Below are 16899 nucleotides of genomic sequence, written 5' to 3' on the forward strand. Positions count from 1 at the left end.
CACTATGCAAACCGATCCGGCGATAAGTCGTTTATTAGTACTTCGTAGTGCCGCCATCGCGGTGCAGTTTTTTGCTGTGATTGCGGTGTATTTTTTATTTGAATATCAGATAGCTTTACTACCTCTGCTAACTGTTATTTGTATTGAAGCCGTTTTTCAGCTGTTAAGTATTTTCGCTTATCGCAAAGTAACCAAGGCCAAGCCCACAGCTGTCTTGATGCAACTTACCGCTGATTTACTCTTTTTAACTATTTTGCTCTCGTTAAGTGGCGGTGCAACGAATGCATTTGTCTCGTTACTGTTGCTGCCCATAATGATAGCCGCAGTTTCTGTGAATGCTAAGGGGCTAGCCTATATTGCAGTGCTAGCAATAGCAGCTTACAGTTTTTTATTGATAAAAATGCCTGAACACACCATGCACCAAATGCAGATGACACATCATTTTATCGGTATGTGGATAAACTTTGTTATTAGTGCCATTGTTATCGCGTTTGTCATTGGCACACTAAATAGCACGTTAAGAGCAAGAGAAGCCACTATTGCTCGAACCCGCGAACAGCAATTAAGGCACGAACAACTATTGACACTCGATGGTGCCGCAGCCCAAGTGACACATCAATTAGCAACACCGATTGCCAACTTACAGTTGTTATTCGAAGAGCTGCAAGAGCAACAGCCTGATGATCCTATTGTTCATGAGATGGCTAAACCACTGTCTCAGTGTAAAGAACAACTCGCTCATTTTAGAGCTCTTTCAAATGCTTTAAGAACCGGTGAAACACAGCAGGTTATTAGCGCTCAAACACTGCAAAAGACAATTCAAGATGCGATGACACTGCATTTTCCTGAGCAAACCTTACATTGGCTAAATGATGCACCACAATGCTCCATATTGAGTGACGCTATGCTGTTGCCTGCTATGTTAAATTTGCTACAAAATGCAGTTTCGGCGAATAATAATAATCAAAAAAACACCATAGAGGCAGATTGGCAAATAGATAAACAACAGCTCTTATTATCTTTACGTGATTTTGGTCAAGGCTTTAGTGAGCAGCAAATGGCATCATTAGGGGGTCAGCTTATGCCAAGTAGTACAGGTATGGGTATGGCAGTCATGCTATCTAATGCGACTTTAGAACGCTTAAATGGCTCATTAACACTATACAATCACCCTAAACAAGGTGCTATTGCGATGGTTAGTTTAAAAATAGTATGAAACTTTTAATTATTGAAGATGATATAAATCTTGCTAATACACTGGCAAGGCGTTTTGTTAAACAAGGCTTTGAATGTGAGCTTGCCCACAGTAGTAAGCAAGCATTAGAAAAATTAGCTATTTTTGAAGCAAGCCACTTTTTGGTAGATTTAAAAATTGGCGATGATAATGGTCTTACCTTGATTAAACCAATCAGAACACAATTTCCTACCGCTCGAATTGTGTTGCTAACGGGCTTTGCTAGTATCGCCAGCGCTGTTGAAGCCATTCGTTTAGGGGCTGATGACTATCTACCAAAACCTGTTGATTTTAATTCATTAATAAAAATTATTTTAGGAGATGTTGAAGCGAACTCCTCTGTGAGTGACACTCAGTCGAGCCAAGTTATGTCACCTGAGCGTCTTGAATGGGAGCATATCCAACATGTGCTACACAGAAATGAGGGAAATATCTCCCAAACGGCCAGACAATTAAATATGCATAGGCGTACATTACAGCGGAAATTACAAAAAAAGCCTGTTCAGCATTAACTCCAAACAGCTTACCTTCCATTTGTCCCATTTTATTTGCTGCTTTGTGGATCCTTAACTACATTCAGAAATAATCACTAGCTGTATGAGTCTTGGTGTATGGATTTTTCAGAGCTTAATTTTTTGGCTATTTTATTTGCTGCACTTGCTTCCTTTTTACTGGGCGCTGTTTGGTATTCTCCATGGTTATTTAAACGCATTTGGATGGAAAGCTGTGGCTTAACCGAGCTGGATTTACAACAGATCAATCCGTTTCGTGTGTTTGGTGGCAGCTTTATTCTATGTTGCGTGATTTCTTTTACGCTCGCTTTATTCATTGGTAAGCAAATAAGTGTTGGTTTGTCAGTCGGTACAGGGTTTTTGGTAGGGGTGTGTTGGGTGAGTAGTTCGCTTGGTTTATGTTACATTTTTGAGCAACGTCCATTAAAGTTGTTTTTAGTTAATGCAGGCTATTCAATTTTACAATTTTCACTTATTGGCTTAGTTTTGGGAGTATGGCCTTAGCCATGTTAGCATAGCTTATCTAACTCGATTGATGAGAGGCTCATGGCTAAACCCAATAAAAAAGGGCCGACAAAAACGGTCGATATTTTCTGTAGTCAATGTAAAACACAGTTATTCAAATACCGAAAAGGTGGCAAAGGTGCGCTGGTTAAATGTTTTATAGAGCGTATAAGCCAAGACTTTACTTCTAAGCAGGGAATTTGCCCGCAATGTGAACGCCCGTTTGCACGCGCAACTATGATCCGTGGGGCGCCCGCATTAAAAATCATCGGTGGCAAGGTTAACCATAAATAGAAATTAAATACGGACATTTATCCTCGTTTGTTCTTTCTGTTCTGATACCATCTCTCGGTTTGCTGTTTCAACGAATGAAATCAACCCTCCCCATGGATTGGGCCAGTTATTTGGGTATAAACAAATTGAATATAATGGACACATAAACGTGATAGCACTTTTATTTGATATTATTGGCATGACAGGTACATTTCTAGTTGTTGGTGCTTTTTTCTTACTGCAACTAAACAAGGCGTCTCCGACAGGGCTTGTTTACAATATGATGAACTTAACAGGCGCAATCTTGCTGCTGATTAGTCTGTGCTACAATTTCAACTTAGCCAGTTTTGTCATTGAAATTTTCTGGATTGCTGCCTCCTTAATAGGTTTGTATAAATATATCAAAAATAAACGCACAGACAGCGCCAAACAATTTAGCTAGAAAAATTTAATAATTTCTCAGCTGTTAAGAGGTTAAGCTCATTAATAAAGCATTTAAGCTGTTGTTAATGAGCTTTTTTGTGACTTAAGCTATAAAAATATTGCAAGCGTGTCTATCTTTTGTATTAATAGTGTAAATGGTGTGTTGCATGTCAGCACGTTGCTTTGATACAGGTCTTACGCAGCAAATGTTTTTAAGATGTTCAGCAATTCTCTCGCTCTTTTTGTATTCGGCCGCTTCTACTGCTGAAATGGTGAATATTGAGCAAGATTTATTTAATCTAAGCTTTGAGGATTTACTCAATGTTCAGGTTGATATTGCCAGTAAAACAAATGAAACCCTTTCTTCTGTCCCTTCTACAATGAGTGTGTTTACCCGCAATCAAATACAGGCTTTAGGAGTTGATAATGCCTATGAGGTGATGAATTTTGTGCCTGGTATGCAATCAACACGGGGAGACTGGGTTGGGGCGGTTCCTAAAGAACATGCCCGCGGTGTCTATTTAGATAATGGCAATGTCTTAGTGATGATCAATGGAGAGCGAGTCAATGAATCATCATTTGGTAAAGCATCTGTTTACATGCCATATATCCCTATTGATATCATTGAAAAAATTGAGTTTATAAGAGGCCCTGGCTCGGCTTTGTACGGCAGTAATGCGTTCCTTGGAGTGATGAATATTGTCACCAGTCAAGAGCGTAATTCACTCAACGTACTGGCAGGTAGTAACGGGCGTATTGGGCTTACTGGGCAGTTCCATAGGCAATTTAACGAACAAATATCTGCATTCTTTTCACTTTCTTATGACCAGAAAGATGGCGAAAAGTACGCTCAAGGAGTACGAGACCCCTTACAAGCAGTTTATTTTGAAGCAGGGCTTGATGTTGACCAACTTGAACTGCGTGCGCGATACAACAAAACAAAATTGGATGAGTTTTTAAATCTTGCAGGTTACTCATCTCAAAACCAGCACACAAGCGATAATCAGTTTTTAGGTGTTAACTACACATGGTTCGAAAGCGATAACCTAACTCTAGATAGTCACCTTTCATACACGGAACATGCTATTTCAAGTGCCGGTTTAATTGCCACTTTCTCTGATATACCCGATTTTTTACTCGGCCCTGAATGGCAAACAACAGACACGAAGTTTGACACAGAACTAAACTACCAATTTGATAATCAATGGCAGCTAGTAGCCGGTTTAGAATATGCCCAAGCAGAGCAGATAGAGGCGGGTGTTAGAACAACTTATTATGATAGCCAGTCTGAGCAAGTTATAGTTGCGCCAGAGTATTATCAACAAGGCATCGTTACTGTATTGGATTTTCCTGAATTTGACTCGTTGAAATATACTTTTGAGACGTACAGCGCCTATGGGCAGGTAAAAATTCCTTACTCTGAGATGTTCACGTTTTTTGTTGGAGCACGTTACGACAACGTTAACAACATTGATAGTAAATTATCACCGCGCTTAGCAAGTATACTTATTATTAATCCCCAGCATACATTAAAAGTTCAATATGGCGAGTCGTTTAGGACGCCTGTCACTAATGAGTTATTTTCAAATGACAACGTGACCATTGGTAATCCGTCTCTTGACTCAGAGCAAGTAAAAACAACAGAACTTGTTTGGCATTACGAGACTGACAAATTACAACTGAATACGGTTTTGTTCTACAACGAATTAAATGACTTTGTAAACGTAGAACCTTACGAAGGAAGTGAGGCTTTCTTTACCTTTGCTAACTCATTTAATACACAAAATAGTGGTGTTGAGCTAGATGGTGTATGGCAAATTGATGAGAGCCTGCGCTTGTCTGGAACTTACACGCAGTACTTCCATGATCCTATTAACCCTAGCTTTAAGCGATTTGCTAGTTTAATTACAAGCTACAACCTTTTTGATAACTGGCAAATCAATTTAAATGTAATTTGGCGTGATACAGTAGAGGTAAGTGCTGAAAATGGCGATTACTTTAAACAATCAGCATATAGTTTGCTAGGTGGAAGTATCAAATGGCAGTTAACGGATAAAAGCCATTTAGCCTTAAAAGCTGAGAATTTATTTGGCAAACGCTATGATGTTTTTGACCCTCGCGTTGCCAGTGGTGTTGTGGCTGGAACAACCGAAGAATTATCGTTACACTACCAAGTCAAATTCTAGTAGTGTTATGACTTAAGGTCACAATGTCATCGTTAAGTAAAAAATTAGTGGGCGCTGTTGCGCTGTTGGTGTGCTTGTTAGTACTTGTTTTTTACTTTGGTAGACAACACGATTTTGATAAAGCCAAGCAGCAAAGTGCTGTTCAAGCCTCACAATTAAGCCATTACTTTTCAAGTGAACTGGCTCGCTTTGCAACGATTCCCTCTCTTGTTAGCGCAAATAACTTAGTTAAATCGTTTGTTTCGAATAAAAAAATTGGCGAGCAAGCGGTTAATTATTACCTCGAAGATATTCAAAAAGCCAGCGGAGCCTCTGATGTTTATTTAATGGACTTAACAGGCTCAGTCATCGCAAGTAGTAATTGGCAAGTTGACTATACCTTTTTAGGAAGTAACTTTGCATTTAGGCCGTACTTTTATTTAGCTAAAAACAAACAAAAAGTAGCCTACTTTGCCCTTGGAATGCGTTCCAGTGAACGAGGCTTTTATTTTTCGGAACCTGTGATTGAAGATGGCAAAGTCATTGCCGTTGTCAGTTTAAAAGTCAATGCAAAAAAGTTTGAACAAGACCGCCAACTATTAAATACATCTCAAAGCACACATTTTTATATTTCCTTGCCCGATAGCGTCATTGTAATGTCAGATGTGGCAAGTTGGCGTTTGACTTCGTTGAACAGGTTAAATGAACAGGCGATGGCGAATCTCATTGATTCAAGACGGTATTTATCACACATTCCCAAAAGATTAGCTTATTCAGGGCAAGCGCTTAGCGAAAATATTGCATTACAGCGAATTGTACTTAACGACAAACATGCAAGCTTTGTTGCTGCATCCCAAAATATCGATATTATCCAAGCAAAAGCGACTGTATTGGTTGATATAAGCCATTTATCAGCCGCACAAATCCCCAGACTTTTATGGTTTTGTTTATTTTATGCTGTACTTGCAGCGTTAATTCATATGTCGATGGTGAGGTTTGCAGGTTATAAGAAGTTACTTTTTTCTCGTCATAGCTTGGAGCAAGAAGTCATTGAACGAACCCAAGCATTAGAGAAAGCGCAAAAGGCGCTTATTCAAACGGCTAAGCTTGCTACGATAGGGCAGTTAAGTGCAGGCATAAACCATGAGATAAACCAGCCACTTAGCGCAATGAGCACTTATTTAGTCAGTGCCAAGCGGCTGCTTGGAAAAGGCGATATAGCGCGGGCTGGCGAAAACCTCGTTTTAGTTCAGTCATTAATTGAGCGCGTACATAAAATTGTGGCACAACTTAAGCACTTTAGTAAGCCATCACAGACTCAGTTACGCCAACATAGCCTCGCCCAGATGTTAAAAAATGCCTTGATGATCGCCAGCGCGCAACTTAAGCAAGACGCCGTTACTATTAAAAACGCAAACATAGATGAGCACATTAGCGTTTTGGTCGATAGCGTTAAGTTCGAGCAAGTTTTGGTGAACGTAATAACCAATGCCAGTCAAGCTATGTCTGAGTGTGAACAGCGAGAGTTAAGTTTCGAATTGGAGTTATTTGATAATCGTGTGAAATTATCAATATTAGATACGGGGCCAGGGATTGATCAGCATGCTTTAGGCAATATTTTTGAGCCATTTTACAGCACCAAGACGAGTAATGGTTTAGGGCTGGGTTTATCAATTTCACGGCAAATTATCGACTCATTTAATGGCCGCTTAAGTGCTCATAACCGGCCTGCTGGTGGTGCCCAATTTATTATTACATTGCAAACGAATAAGGAAACACAATGAGCTTAGTTACGGGGGCTTGTAAGCAAGTCATTGTTATTGATGATGAGGCCATGATTCGAGATTCATTAAAGCAACTACTGGAAATTGAAGGCTATCAAGTGCAATGTTTTAATGAACCTGTGAGTGCTTTAACAAAGTTAAGTCGCCGCTTTGAGGGAGTTGTTTTAAGTGACATTAATATGCCGAAAATGGACGGTTTGGCTTTTCTTGAACAAGTAAGGGCATTTGACAGCGAATTACCCGTTATCTTTTTAACGGGTTATGCTGATGTCTCTGTTGCTGTAAAAGCAATGCAACTTGGCGCCTATGACTTATTTGAAAAGCCACTCACGGAGCAACTGCTTGACTGTATTGCTAGAGCCTGTGAAAAGCGTGCTTTAGTGATGGAAAATCGCGCATTAAAACTTGCAGTCGAAAAAACATCCGCGCCAGGTGTGCGTATTTTAGGTGAAACCGAACAAATGCAGCAAATGATGCATTTACTTAATGCCGTGATTGATACACCCGCAGATGTATTAATAGAGGGAGAAACAGGAACAGGGAAAGAGCTTGTGGCCCGTTACTTACATGATCAAAGTAATCGTTCTAGTGCTAATTTTGTTGCTATTAACTGTGGTGCTATTCCAGAGCAATTAATCGAGAGTGAGTTATTTGGTGCAGCCAGTGGCGCGTACACAGGCGCGACTCAGTCTCGCCAAGGTAAGTTTGAATTTGCTAAAGGTGGCACTGTTTTTTTAGATGAAATCGAATCAACACCGGCAAGCTTACAAGTTAAATTACTTCGTGTTCTTGAAGAAAGGAAAGTGACTCCGGTTGGTGATAATCATGCAATCGATCTTGATGTGCGTATTGTCGCAGCAACCAAAGTTGATTTGTTAAAACTGGTTGAAACAGGCGATTTTAGAGCCGATTTATATTATCGCTTAAATTTAGTTAAAGTGAGTATTCCAGCTCTTAGGGATAGAAAGGCCGATATTCCATTATTGTTTAAGCACTTTAGCTCGATTGCTGCGACACGGTTTCATAAGCCGCCCGCACCACTTAGCACCGAGGCTAAACAGCGGCTGCTCGCTTATGATTGGCCAGGGAATGTTCGAGAACTTAGAAACCAAGCTGAACGTGCAGTGTTACTCGGCTCTGATTTAGCATTTGCCTCTTATAATCAAAATAATAATGATAATGAACTCGCACAAGATTTAAGCTTAGCGGAAAAAGTCAGTTTTTATGAACAATCATTAATTGAAGATGCGCTAGAGAGAAACAACGCGAGTATCAAAAATACCATGGCAACCTTGCAGATTGCGCGCAAAACTCTTTATGACAAGATGGCAAAATATGGAATCAACCGCGATATGTTTAAAGATTAGTGTGGGTTTGGTGACAAATAAGCGTTTTAATTGTGTGGGAAACCGCACATTTTTCGCCTTTTAAATTGATTAAATAGTGACACTGCACTGTTATAAAAGGTATTTAATTTAATAATTTGAGTTGGCAACCAATTTGCCTCTGTTGTTAGGAACAACAATTTGAACCTAATAACAGGGGGCACATAATGACAACAATATTAACTCAAACAAAAACACACCTTGCGGCGGGTGTAGCAATAGCCTGTTTTGCCAGCTCAGCATTTGCTGCTGATTATGCAATATACGGTAAAGCGGAAGTCCAAATAGCAAACACTGATACTGGTGTTATGCGATACGTCGATGAAGGTACTCAAATTGAAGCACCATTTTCTCGAATTGGTATTAAAGGTAGTCATAAACTAACAGAATCCCTGAAAGCAGTTTTCAAATATGAAGTACAAGTAAAGGGTTTTGAGCATGATGATACTGACGAACCATTTTCAGCGCGTAATACCTACTTAGGTCTTGCAGGTAATTTTGGTGAAGTGGTTGTTGGTCGTAATGATACTCGTTTTAAATACTCAGAAGGTAAAATAGACGGTTTTAACGAAACCCAAGCAGATATCGCACAGCTCATTCCAGGTCAAGATCGTATTGGCGACACCATTACCTACAGTTCTAAGACCTATGGTGGTGCATCTTTAGCACTTACTTATGCACCTAAAGATGATAGCAGTAATGATGAGGCTGGTTTTGCTGCAACTATTATTTATGGTGACCGTGCATTAAAATCAAAAACATACTATGTTGCTATAAGCCATGTTGATGCGTTAAATAAATTAACGGCAAGTCGAGTTGTTGCAACGTGGAAGTATGACAATTTGCAACTGGGCGGCTTATTTCAACGCAGTGAATCTACCGATGGCATAAAAGAAGGGAATGGTTATGCACTCAGTGCTAGTTACACCATTGATAAGTGGGTACCAAAGCTTCAATACGTGAAAGATGACTCTAAAATCCGTCATGCAGAAGAGGGCAAGCAATGGACAGCGGGACTTGACTACGTATTTGATAAACAAACTACGGCTTACTTATTTTACACTGATTTAGATCTTGAACTTGAATCAGACAACAGTATTGCGCTTGGTCTTAAATACAAGTTCTAGGAGTTAGTATGTCATTAGTTAATCAAACAAAAGATGGTACACAGCCACGCCCATTAATGAGCACAGTAATGTTATTACTAGGCCCATTGGTGATGCTGTTAACGTGCTTTATTGAGCCACCTGCTGGTATGAGTGTACCAGCTTTAAGAACGGCAGGCCTTGCTTTTTGGATGGCTTCTTGGTGGGTGAGTGAGGTTGTGCCAATTCCCGCAACATCTTTATTGCCTCTTGTTATATCTCCTCTTGCTGATATTGCTGCAATCAAAGGCGTCGCAGCACCTTATGCACACCCTTTGATCTTTTTATTCTTAGGCGGCTTTTTGATCTCAATCGCGATGGAGCGTTGGGGTCTACATAAGCGTATTGCACTTAACACTATGCTTCGTGCAGGGACTAAGCCAAGTCTACAAATTTTAGCCATGATGTTAGTAACGGCTTTCTTATCAATGTGGATGTCTAATACAGCGACAGCAGTGATGATGTTACCGATTGCGATGTCGATTACTATGTTGGTTAAGCAGTCAAATCCAGAAAATGACCAATTTGGTAAAGCATTATTATTATCCATCGCTTATGGTGCAAGTATTGGTGGTATTGCAACACTTATTGGTACCCCGCCAAATGCATTAATGGCTGCCTATTTGTCAGACAGCTACAAGATAGATATTGGCTTTGCCGAGTGGATGAAAGTCGGTGTACCCCTTGCGACCATTATGCTTATTTTATGCTGGGTGTGGTTGACTAAATTTGCCTATAAAGTAGATACACAATGTGCAAAAGCGGCCAGTAAAGACACTAAATCACTCTTTTTGTCTCAGCTTCAAGAGCTGGGAGCAATGCAGCGTGCAGAGAAGGGCGTTGCCCTGGTATTTGCTTTAGCAGCTATTTGCTGGATCTTCAGACCTTTGATCGCTGATTACTCAGGATTAAATGTATCAGACACTGGGATTGCTATTGCAGCTGCGCTGCTGTTATTCGTACTACCTGCTAATAAAGGCGACGGTGAGCGTATCCTTGATTGGGAAAGTGCAGCGAAAGTACCGTGGGGTGTTTTATTACTGTTCGGTGGTGGTTTAACATTGGCGGCACAAATAAAGTCATCAGGCTTAGCTGAATACATAGCGCATATGATTGAAGGTGCTAGTGCTATACCTCTGGTACTGAGCGTATTAGCTGTAACCGCGTTAATTACTTTCTTAACAGAGATTACCAGCAATACGGCCACAGCTGCAGGCTTCTTGCCACTGTTAGGTCCGGTTGCTGAATCAGTATTTGGTACGCCACTTGTTTGGGTTATTCCAGCGGCAATTGCGTGTAGTTGTGCGTTTATGATGCCTGTAGCAACGCCACCAAATGCCATTGTGTTTGGCTCTGGGCAAATTCAAATGCGTGACATGATCCGCTCTGGTTTTGCACTGAATATTATCGCCATCGCGATGATCACCATAGTGACAATGACCCTTGTAGCTGCTGTTTTCGGTTTCTAATCCGTCAGGGTTTAAACCAACCATCCAACCAATCAACAGCACCCAACTGGGTGCTGTTTTTCAACGTGTAATATTGCCCACAGAATTATAGAAGGTTATAGTCTGAACTTAATCTTTTAAGGGGTTCAATTTTGACGAATACTCAAATGGGGTTGATTAATCAATTCGAGCAGTTGAATAACGCTTTTTTATCTCAACCTTTCCTGCCAATACAAACACGTATAAACCTCTTAAAAACGATTAAAAAGAGGTTGATTGAGAATGAGCAACAGCTTGTTGCTGCTGCGAGTAAAGACTTTGGCTATCGAACAAGTTTTGATACTGTGCTTGGAGATTTACTACCAACAGTCAAAGCGATTTCTGACACCATAAAGCGTTTACCCAAGTGGACACGTAACGAATCTCGCTCTGTTGGGATCAGCTTATGGCCTTCACATGCCCACATCCAATATCAACCTAAAGGGGTTGTGGGTGTTATAGCGCCTTGGAATTACCCTATTCAGTTATCCCTTGTGCCTGTTATTAGCGCTTTAGCCGCTGGTAATCGGGTTATGCTAAAACTCAGCGAGTTTACCCCCCATACCAATGCACAGTTAACAGAAATATTCAAAGATGAGCTTGCAAGCCATTGTGTTGTCATCGAAGGGGGGGCTGACATTGCCGCCGCATTTAGTGACATACCGTTTGCACATCTGCTGTTCACGGGGTCAACCTCGGTTGGTCGTAAAGTGATGCAATCGGCAAGTCAGCACTTAACCCCTGTGACCCTTGAATTAGGAGGTAAATCTCCCGTTGTTGTGCTTGATGATGTGAATATTAAAGCCGTTGCTCGCACATTATTATTTGGCAAACTTAATAATGCAGGTCAAATATGTGTTGCACCTGATTATGTATTTGTTCCAAAAAACCTAGAGCACCAACTTATTCAGCAGCTTTGTGAGCTTTATAAACAACATTATCAGCAAGGTGTTGAAGGAAAAAACCTAACCTCGATAATCTCTAGCGCACATTATGAACGACTATCTGGCTATGTAGAAGACGCACAGTCAAAAGGCGCACAGTTGTTTACAGCTTATGAAGAGAATACCGCTGACGAACTCAAGCACCGAATGGGTTTGCATATTCTCACTCAAGTAAGTGATGATATGAAAGTCATGCAAGAGGAAATTTTCGGACCGATATTACCAATTATGAGCTATGACTCTCTTAGTCAAGTAACCACTTATATTAATAGTCGTCCGCATCCACTTGCTTTGTATATTTTTGGTCATGACTCGACTGTAATTTCTGATCTTAGTGCGGCAATTCGAAGTGGCACACTTGCGATTAATGATGTTTTGATGCAGGTAACAGCGGATCAACTACCGTTCGGCGGTATTGGGGAGTCTGGAATGGGGCATTATCATGGCATAGAGGGGTTTAAGACTTTTAGCCACGCTCGTAATACACTGGTGTCAGGGAAGTTTAATCCGCGTACATCAATGCTTTTAAAACAAAATAAATTATTAATTAAGCTATTAAAATGGATGTACTTGCGCCAGTAGACGCAAGTACCTGACACTACAGGCGGCCATCAGGCGCATAAAGACCTGCCTGAATTTTAGCGTAAATAGCATCAGCCTTTTCTTTAGCTGCTTCAATCTCTGCCGGCATCATGTTTCGCTCGTCTAGTTTACGACTATGACTTGCATCCATATTGCCGTTGTATTCAGCAATTGTATTCCAAATATATGATTTTTCTAGGTTCTTAGGGACGCCTAAGCCATCATAATACATCAGTGCCATATTAAACTGCGCCAACGAAAAGTTATTTGCGGCTGCTTTTTGATACCAACTCATGGCAGTACGGTAATCTTGTAATACACCTTCGCCATTCGCGTACATCACACCTAAATTGTACTGTGCTGCGGGGTGATTCTTTTGTGCCGCCATTTCAAAAAGTGAAATTGCTTTTTCTTTATCGAGCTTCACACCTTTGCCTTCTTGGTAGAGTACGCCAAGGGCAAACATAGAATCAGCATGAATTTTCTTAACCGCTTTTTGATACAACTCAGCGGCCTTATGGTAGTCACGTCTAACACCAAAACCACCTTCATATAACTTACCAAGTTCATACATAGCAGGGGCATAACCTCTATCAGCCATGTAATTATACGTTTGAAGAGCCTCTTCAAATCGCCCCTCGTTCGCAGCTAACTGGGCGTCTTCGAAACTAGCACTTGTTGCTAAAGGTGAAATAATGAGAGCACTACAAAGTATGAGTGATTTTAAATTAGGCTTGAACATAGTCGGCCTCCAAATGAGTTTAAATATCAATTTTTATTGATAATTGCATTGCCATCGTAGTAAAGGGCGAAACATCACTTTTAGTTTAGACCTAACCACCTCAATTGCCTAATTTAACAGCAATGGCAAGCTTTAAAAATTCTAAGTAGGCCTAAGATACAGATTTTACAGAAAAATTAAAGAAATAAAAAAAGCCCATTGCGGGCTTTTTCGTGTCATATCTACCGTCACCGATATGAGCAATGTAGCAAGTAAAGTGTAACGTTTTATGTCGATGCTTGGGTCGAGGAAGCAACTTACAATCAAGTGTTACAGCTTGAACAAACTTGGCGAGTCAATACCAATCCTTTATAGGCATTGATTTTGCTGTGAGAACTTCGAAGTGAGCCAAGTTGTTGATAATGATTGTTACTTAGATTTAAGTGTTCGTCAATAGTTAAATGACAATTAATTTCATTTAGACTGGGTGAATAATATTTACACAGCTCGTTAACTTGCTAAAGTGCTAATTAAGAACAAAGTTTAGAAAAAGCCCTATGAAAAATTTATTAAAAAATCTCATTATCTTATGTTTGGTTATGGGCACGTTAGGTTGCTCCCCAAGCTTCACATATAACAATCTTGGTTGGTTATCAGGTTTTTGGATTGATGATTATGTTGACCTAAACTCCGAGCAGTCAGACAAGTTTAAGCAAATAGTTAAAACTAGTCGAGATTGGCACAGGGAAACTCAGTTGCCTTTATACAAAAAAGATTTAGAGAGTTTAAAGGCGATGCTTGATGTTGATGTTAATCTACAACAGTTAAAAAAGCATTTCCTGCAAGCTAAACAACATTGGCAAACGTTAGTCAAAAAGCTTGAACCTGATCTGATCAATTTAGCAAACTCGCTGTCGATAGAACAGCGCACTGAATTTGTTGCTGCTATCCAAGCATCCATTGACGATGAGTACGAAGAATATCAAAAGAAAACACCTGCTGAACATAAAAAGAAACGTTTAGAGGAGGAGCTTGAAAATTATAAAGAATGGCTCGGAACACTGTCCAATGAACAAAAAGAGCTAATTGAAACAGCGAGCAACGATCGAATTGAAACCTCGTTACTCTGGCTTGAGTATAAGCAAACACGTTTGGATGCACTAAAAAAACTCTTTACAGCAGAGAGTAAACCAGAAGATTTTGACCAAGCCCTAGCGGTGATAATTAATAACCGTAGCCTGTATATGAGTGAAGCGCTAATTAAGGCTGATGATGAAAACCTTGATAATTATGTGAAGCTGCTTGTTGCATTAAAGGCCACTCTCACAGCGAAGCAACGACGTAACATTGATGAAGAGTTTGATGAGTTAATTGAAGAAGTGAGCGATTTAATTGATGATTAAACCTTCATCGCATCCAGTTAAAGTAGTTTAGTGTTTACTGGCAACCCAATTTAGTGAGCTGATGCAACAAGGAATGCCATAAACATTTGCTAAGCTATTCGGTTGCTCTTTTTCATAATCATCACTCTTTATTGACTAGTTGATGGTATAGATTATTGCAATAAATAAAAATGTTCCGAAAATACTGGTTTCGCGTTAAAATTAGCCAATCACACAGTTTATGAGATTAATAATGGATATTGGCGCATTGCGTGGCACCCAAGCTTTACGAAATAACGTTCTTAAATGGATGGGATTTTGTTTGGGCATTCTTGCAAGCATTTTCGCCTTTTTTAATCTATTTATGAACCACTTTTACTTTCTTGGTATTTTAGAAGTTGGTTTTGCGGTATTTTGTTTTCACACCTACCTTTACACGCGTAAACGTACAGCCCATTTATGGCAATCACTTAGCTTGTGTGTGTTCCTAACAATCCTAGTTACACTGGGTACTTACCTTAGTAATATTAAAAGCTTGTTGTTCATTTGGACATGCTCATTGCCAATTTTATTTTACTTGTTGCTAGGTAAACAATATGGCGTTGTATTTTCGCTCATAGTAGCAGTGGTTCAAGCATTTATTCTCGGTACAAAGCAAAGCTTAGCGCCTTTACATACGGTTAATTTTCTACTTAATTTTTCGTTTACTTACATTAGTATTTGGGCTGTTTCTCATACGTTTGAAAATAGTCGGGCGGAGTACGGAAAACGACTGGAAAATCTAGCACTTTTAGACCCACTCACAGGGGCTGGTAACCGCTTAGCAATGACTCACTACTTTGAAGTGGACTTGGCTAATAAGCCTGGTACATATGTATTAATGATCGATATCGATTATTTTAAAAAAATAAACGATCAGTTTGGCCATGGAGTCGGTGACCGTGTGTTAATTAATGTTACGGCCTTTTTTGCTGAGCGAATCAATAAAAACGTTATCTTCCGTATTGGTGGAGAAGAGTTTGCTATATTCCTTCCCCACACCGATCCACAAAGCGCGTATGAGTTTGCGGACATGCTTAGAGAGAATTTATCGACAACTATCCACACTATTGATGAGCAAGCGATAAACCTAACAATTAGTATTGGTGTTGCTTGTTATATGCCAAACCAAACACTTAAAAACTTTATAAAACGTGCAGACGATGCACTGTATCAGGCAAAAAAGCAGGGGCGAAACAGGGTTGTAACGGCCTATGAGTTAAATCAGCAAGCCCCTAAGTGTGATAAAGCGAGTTAAGATTCTACGTACTGCCTTTGTACATGCTATCAAACTCTGGAATATTCGCTTCCCAGATAGGGATATCTTTACCGATGAATTCACGCATCGCATCAAAGAATAGCCGCGTTCTTACTGGCAAATCCCTGTGCGGGTAAACCGCGTATACAGCGCTGTAATCGAGTAATTCCATATCGGTTAAAATAGGCACTAAATCACCACGTTTTACTTCATCGTCAAGAATAAATGCAGGTGCAAGCACATAAGCATTACCTGAGATGGCTTTCATTAAAAGTACTTCGGCATCGTTAGCGCGAAAGACACTTTTGATGTTTTGCTCAACAATATCACCATTGACATCGCGATAGCGAATACCGCTAACGCGTTTACTTGGACTTGAATAGCTGGCAGCTGGCAGCTCTTTTAAATCCTCAACATGCTTTGGCATGCCGTAAGTTTCAATAAACTCAGGTGAGGCTAGCAGTAACATCCGGTTGCGGGCAATTTTCCGAGCTATAAATGATGAGTCTTTTGGCTCTCCCACACGAAAAGCCAAATCATAGCCTTCAGATACTAAATCAATCAGTCTATCGTCTAAACGAAGTTCAACTTCAACTTGCGGGAAGCGTTTTTGAAAGTCATTAATTACGGGCTGAATATACCGTTTGCCGATAATACTTGATGAGGTAATTTTTAATGTACCACGGGGTTCTTGGTGGTAATTCTCAGCAAGTCTGACGGTATCAGATAATAAATCTCTGAGTTCAGCTGCTTTTTTTACCATTTCAGCACCAGCGGCAGTCAACGAAAAAGAACGTGTTGTTCGATTGAGTAAGCGCACACCTAATTCATCTTCAAGACGGCTAATTTGTTTTGATATGACCGAACGGTCTATATTCCTAGACTCTGCGGCTTTTGCAAATGAGCCTCGTTCAATCACTTCAAGCAACATAAGTAAGCGGCTGGTGGTGTCCATAGCAGTTCCTTAAATTTCATTGGTGCCATTCTGGCATTAATGAATTTAAAAATCTATCATTTTTATCCGCTAATTAGTTCCGTAACATTGCCTCCAATCTATTAAC

General features: G+C 40.1%; 15 protein-coding genes. 13 read left to right on the forward strand and 2 right to left on the reverse strand.

What is annotated here, in order from left to right; translation table 11 throughout:
• Nucleotides 1-4 precede the first annotated feature (4 nt).
• The 11 genes from L3V41_RS07320 (at nt 5) to L3V41_RS07370 (ending at nt 12438) form a co-directional block, all read left to right on the forward strand.
• Nucleotides 5-1216, forward strand: a complete 1212-nt coding sequence (locus L3V41_RS07320) for an ATP-binding protein (RefSeq protein WP_062568175.1) — start codon at nt 5-7, stop codon at nt 1214-1216.
• Complete coding sequence (locus L3V41_RS07325; protein WP_237115618.1) at nt 1213-1746, forward strand: response regulator; 534 nt, start codon at nt 1213-1215, stop codon at nt 1744-1746. Before L3V41_RS07320 ends, L3V41_RS07325 begins: the two co-directional genes overlap by 4 nt.
• A gap of 99 nt (nt 1747-1845) precedes the next feature.
• Nucleotides 1846-2250, forward strand: a complete 405-nt coding sequence (locus L3V41_RS07330) for a DUF1761 domain-containing protein (RefSeq protein WP_062567968.1) — start codon at nt 1846-1848, stop codon at nt 2248-2250.
• Nucleotides 2251-2292: 42 nt separating this feature from the next.
• On the forward strand, nt 2293-2544 hold the full coding sequence (locus L3V41_RS07335; protein WP_062567967.1) for a hypothetical protein: 252 nt from the start codon (nt 2293-2295) through the stop codon (nt 2542-2544).
• Nucleotides 2545-2692: 148 nt separating this feature from the next.
• Nucleotides 2693-2965: a hypothetical protein gene (locus tag L3V41_RS07340; RefSeq protein ID WP_062567966.1), complete on the forward strand. Its 273-nt coding sequence runs from the start codon at nt 2693-2695 to the stop codon at nt 2963-2965.
• A 148-nt stretch (nt 2966-3113) separates the two neighbouring features.
• A complete protein-coding gene (locus L3V41_RS07345) occupies nt 3114-5132 on the forward strand; it encodes a TonB-dependent receptor (protein WP_237127453.1) in 2019 nt (672 codons plus the stop codon).
• 23 nt (nt 5133-5155) lie between these two features.
• Nucleotides 5156-6895 carry an ATP-binding protein gene (locus L3V41_RS07350; RefSeq protein ID WP_237127454.1) on the forward strand — a complete coding sequence of 580 codons (1740 nt, stop codon included), beginning with the start codon at nt 5156-5158 and terminating at the stop codon, nt 6893-6895.
• Nucleotides 6892-8262, forward strand: a complete 1371-nt coding sequence (locus tag L3V41_RS07355) for a sigma-54 dependent transcriptional regulator (protein WP_062567964.1) — start codon at nt 6892-6894, stop codon at nt 8260-8262. Before L3V41_RS07350 ends, L3V41_RS07355 begins: the two co-directional genes overlap by 4 nt.
• A gap of 185 nt (nt 8263-8447) precedes the next feature.
• Entirely contained in the window at nt 8448-9407 is a 960-nt protein-coding gene (locus L3V41_RS07360) for a porin (RefSeq protein WP_237115615.1), read from the forward strand.
• 56 nt (nt 9408-9463) lie between these two features.
• Nucleotides 9464-10894, forward strand: a complete 1431-nt coding sequence (locus L3V41_RS07365) for an SLC13 family permease (protein WP_062568173.1) — start codon at nt 9464-9466, stop codon at nt 10892-10894.
• A gap of 146 nt (nt 10895-11040) precedes the next feature.
• Entirely contained in the window at nt 11041-12438 is a 1398-nt protein-coding gene (locus tag L3V41_RS07370; protein ID WP_237127598.1) for a coniferyl aldehyde dehydrogenase, read from the forward strand.
• Between the two features lie 16 nt (nt 12439-12454).
• Here the strand turns inward: L3V41_RS07370 and L3V41_RS07375 are convergent, their stop codons facing one another.
• Nucleotides 12455-13180, reverse strand: coding sequence for a tetratricopeptide repeat protein (locus tag L3V41_RS07375; protein WP_062567961.1), 726 nt, complete (start codon nt 13178-13180; stop codon nt 12455-12457).
• A 536-nt stretch (nt 13181-13716) separates the two neighbouring features.
• Between L3V41_RS07375 and L3V41_RS07380 the strand changes: the two genes are divergently transcribed.
• Together L3V41_RS07380 and L3V41_RS07385 are read left to right on the forward strand one after the other, a co-directional pair.
• Nucleotides 13717-14562: a DUF6279 family lipoprotein gene (locus L3V41_RS07380; RefSeq protein ID WP_237127455.1), complete on the forward strand. Its 846-nt coding sequence runs from the start codon at nt 13717-13719 to the stop codon at nt 14560-14562.
• A 220-nt stretch (nt 14563-14782) separates the two neighbouring features.
• The gene (locus L3V41_RS07385) at nt 14783-15838 is read left to right on the forward strand and encodes a GGDEF domain-containing protein (protein WP_237115614.1); all 1056 of its coding nucleotides are present in this window, start codon (nt 14783-14785) and stop codon (nt 15836-15838) included.
• A 4-nt stretch (nt 15839-15842) separates the two neighbouring features.
• Here L3V41_RS07385 and L3V41_RS07390 read toward each other — a convergent pair whose 3' ends face one another.
• On the reverse strand, nt 15843-16793 hold the full coding sequence (locus L3V41_RS07390; protein ID WP_237127456.1) for a LysR family transcriptional regulator: 951 nt from the start codon (nt 16791-16793) through the stop codon (nt 15843-15845).
• Nucleotides 16794-16899: the final 106 nt, after the last annotated feature.

It is taken from the genome of Pseudoalteromonas sp. L21, from assembly GCF_021728035.1.
Classification (GTDB): domain Bacteria; phylum Pseudomonadota; class Gammaproteobacteria; order Enterobacterales; family Alteromonadaceae; genus Pseudoalteromonas; species Pseudoalteromonas arabiensis.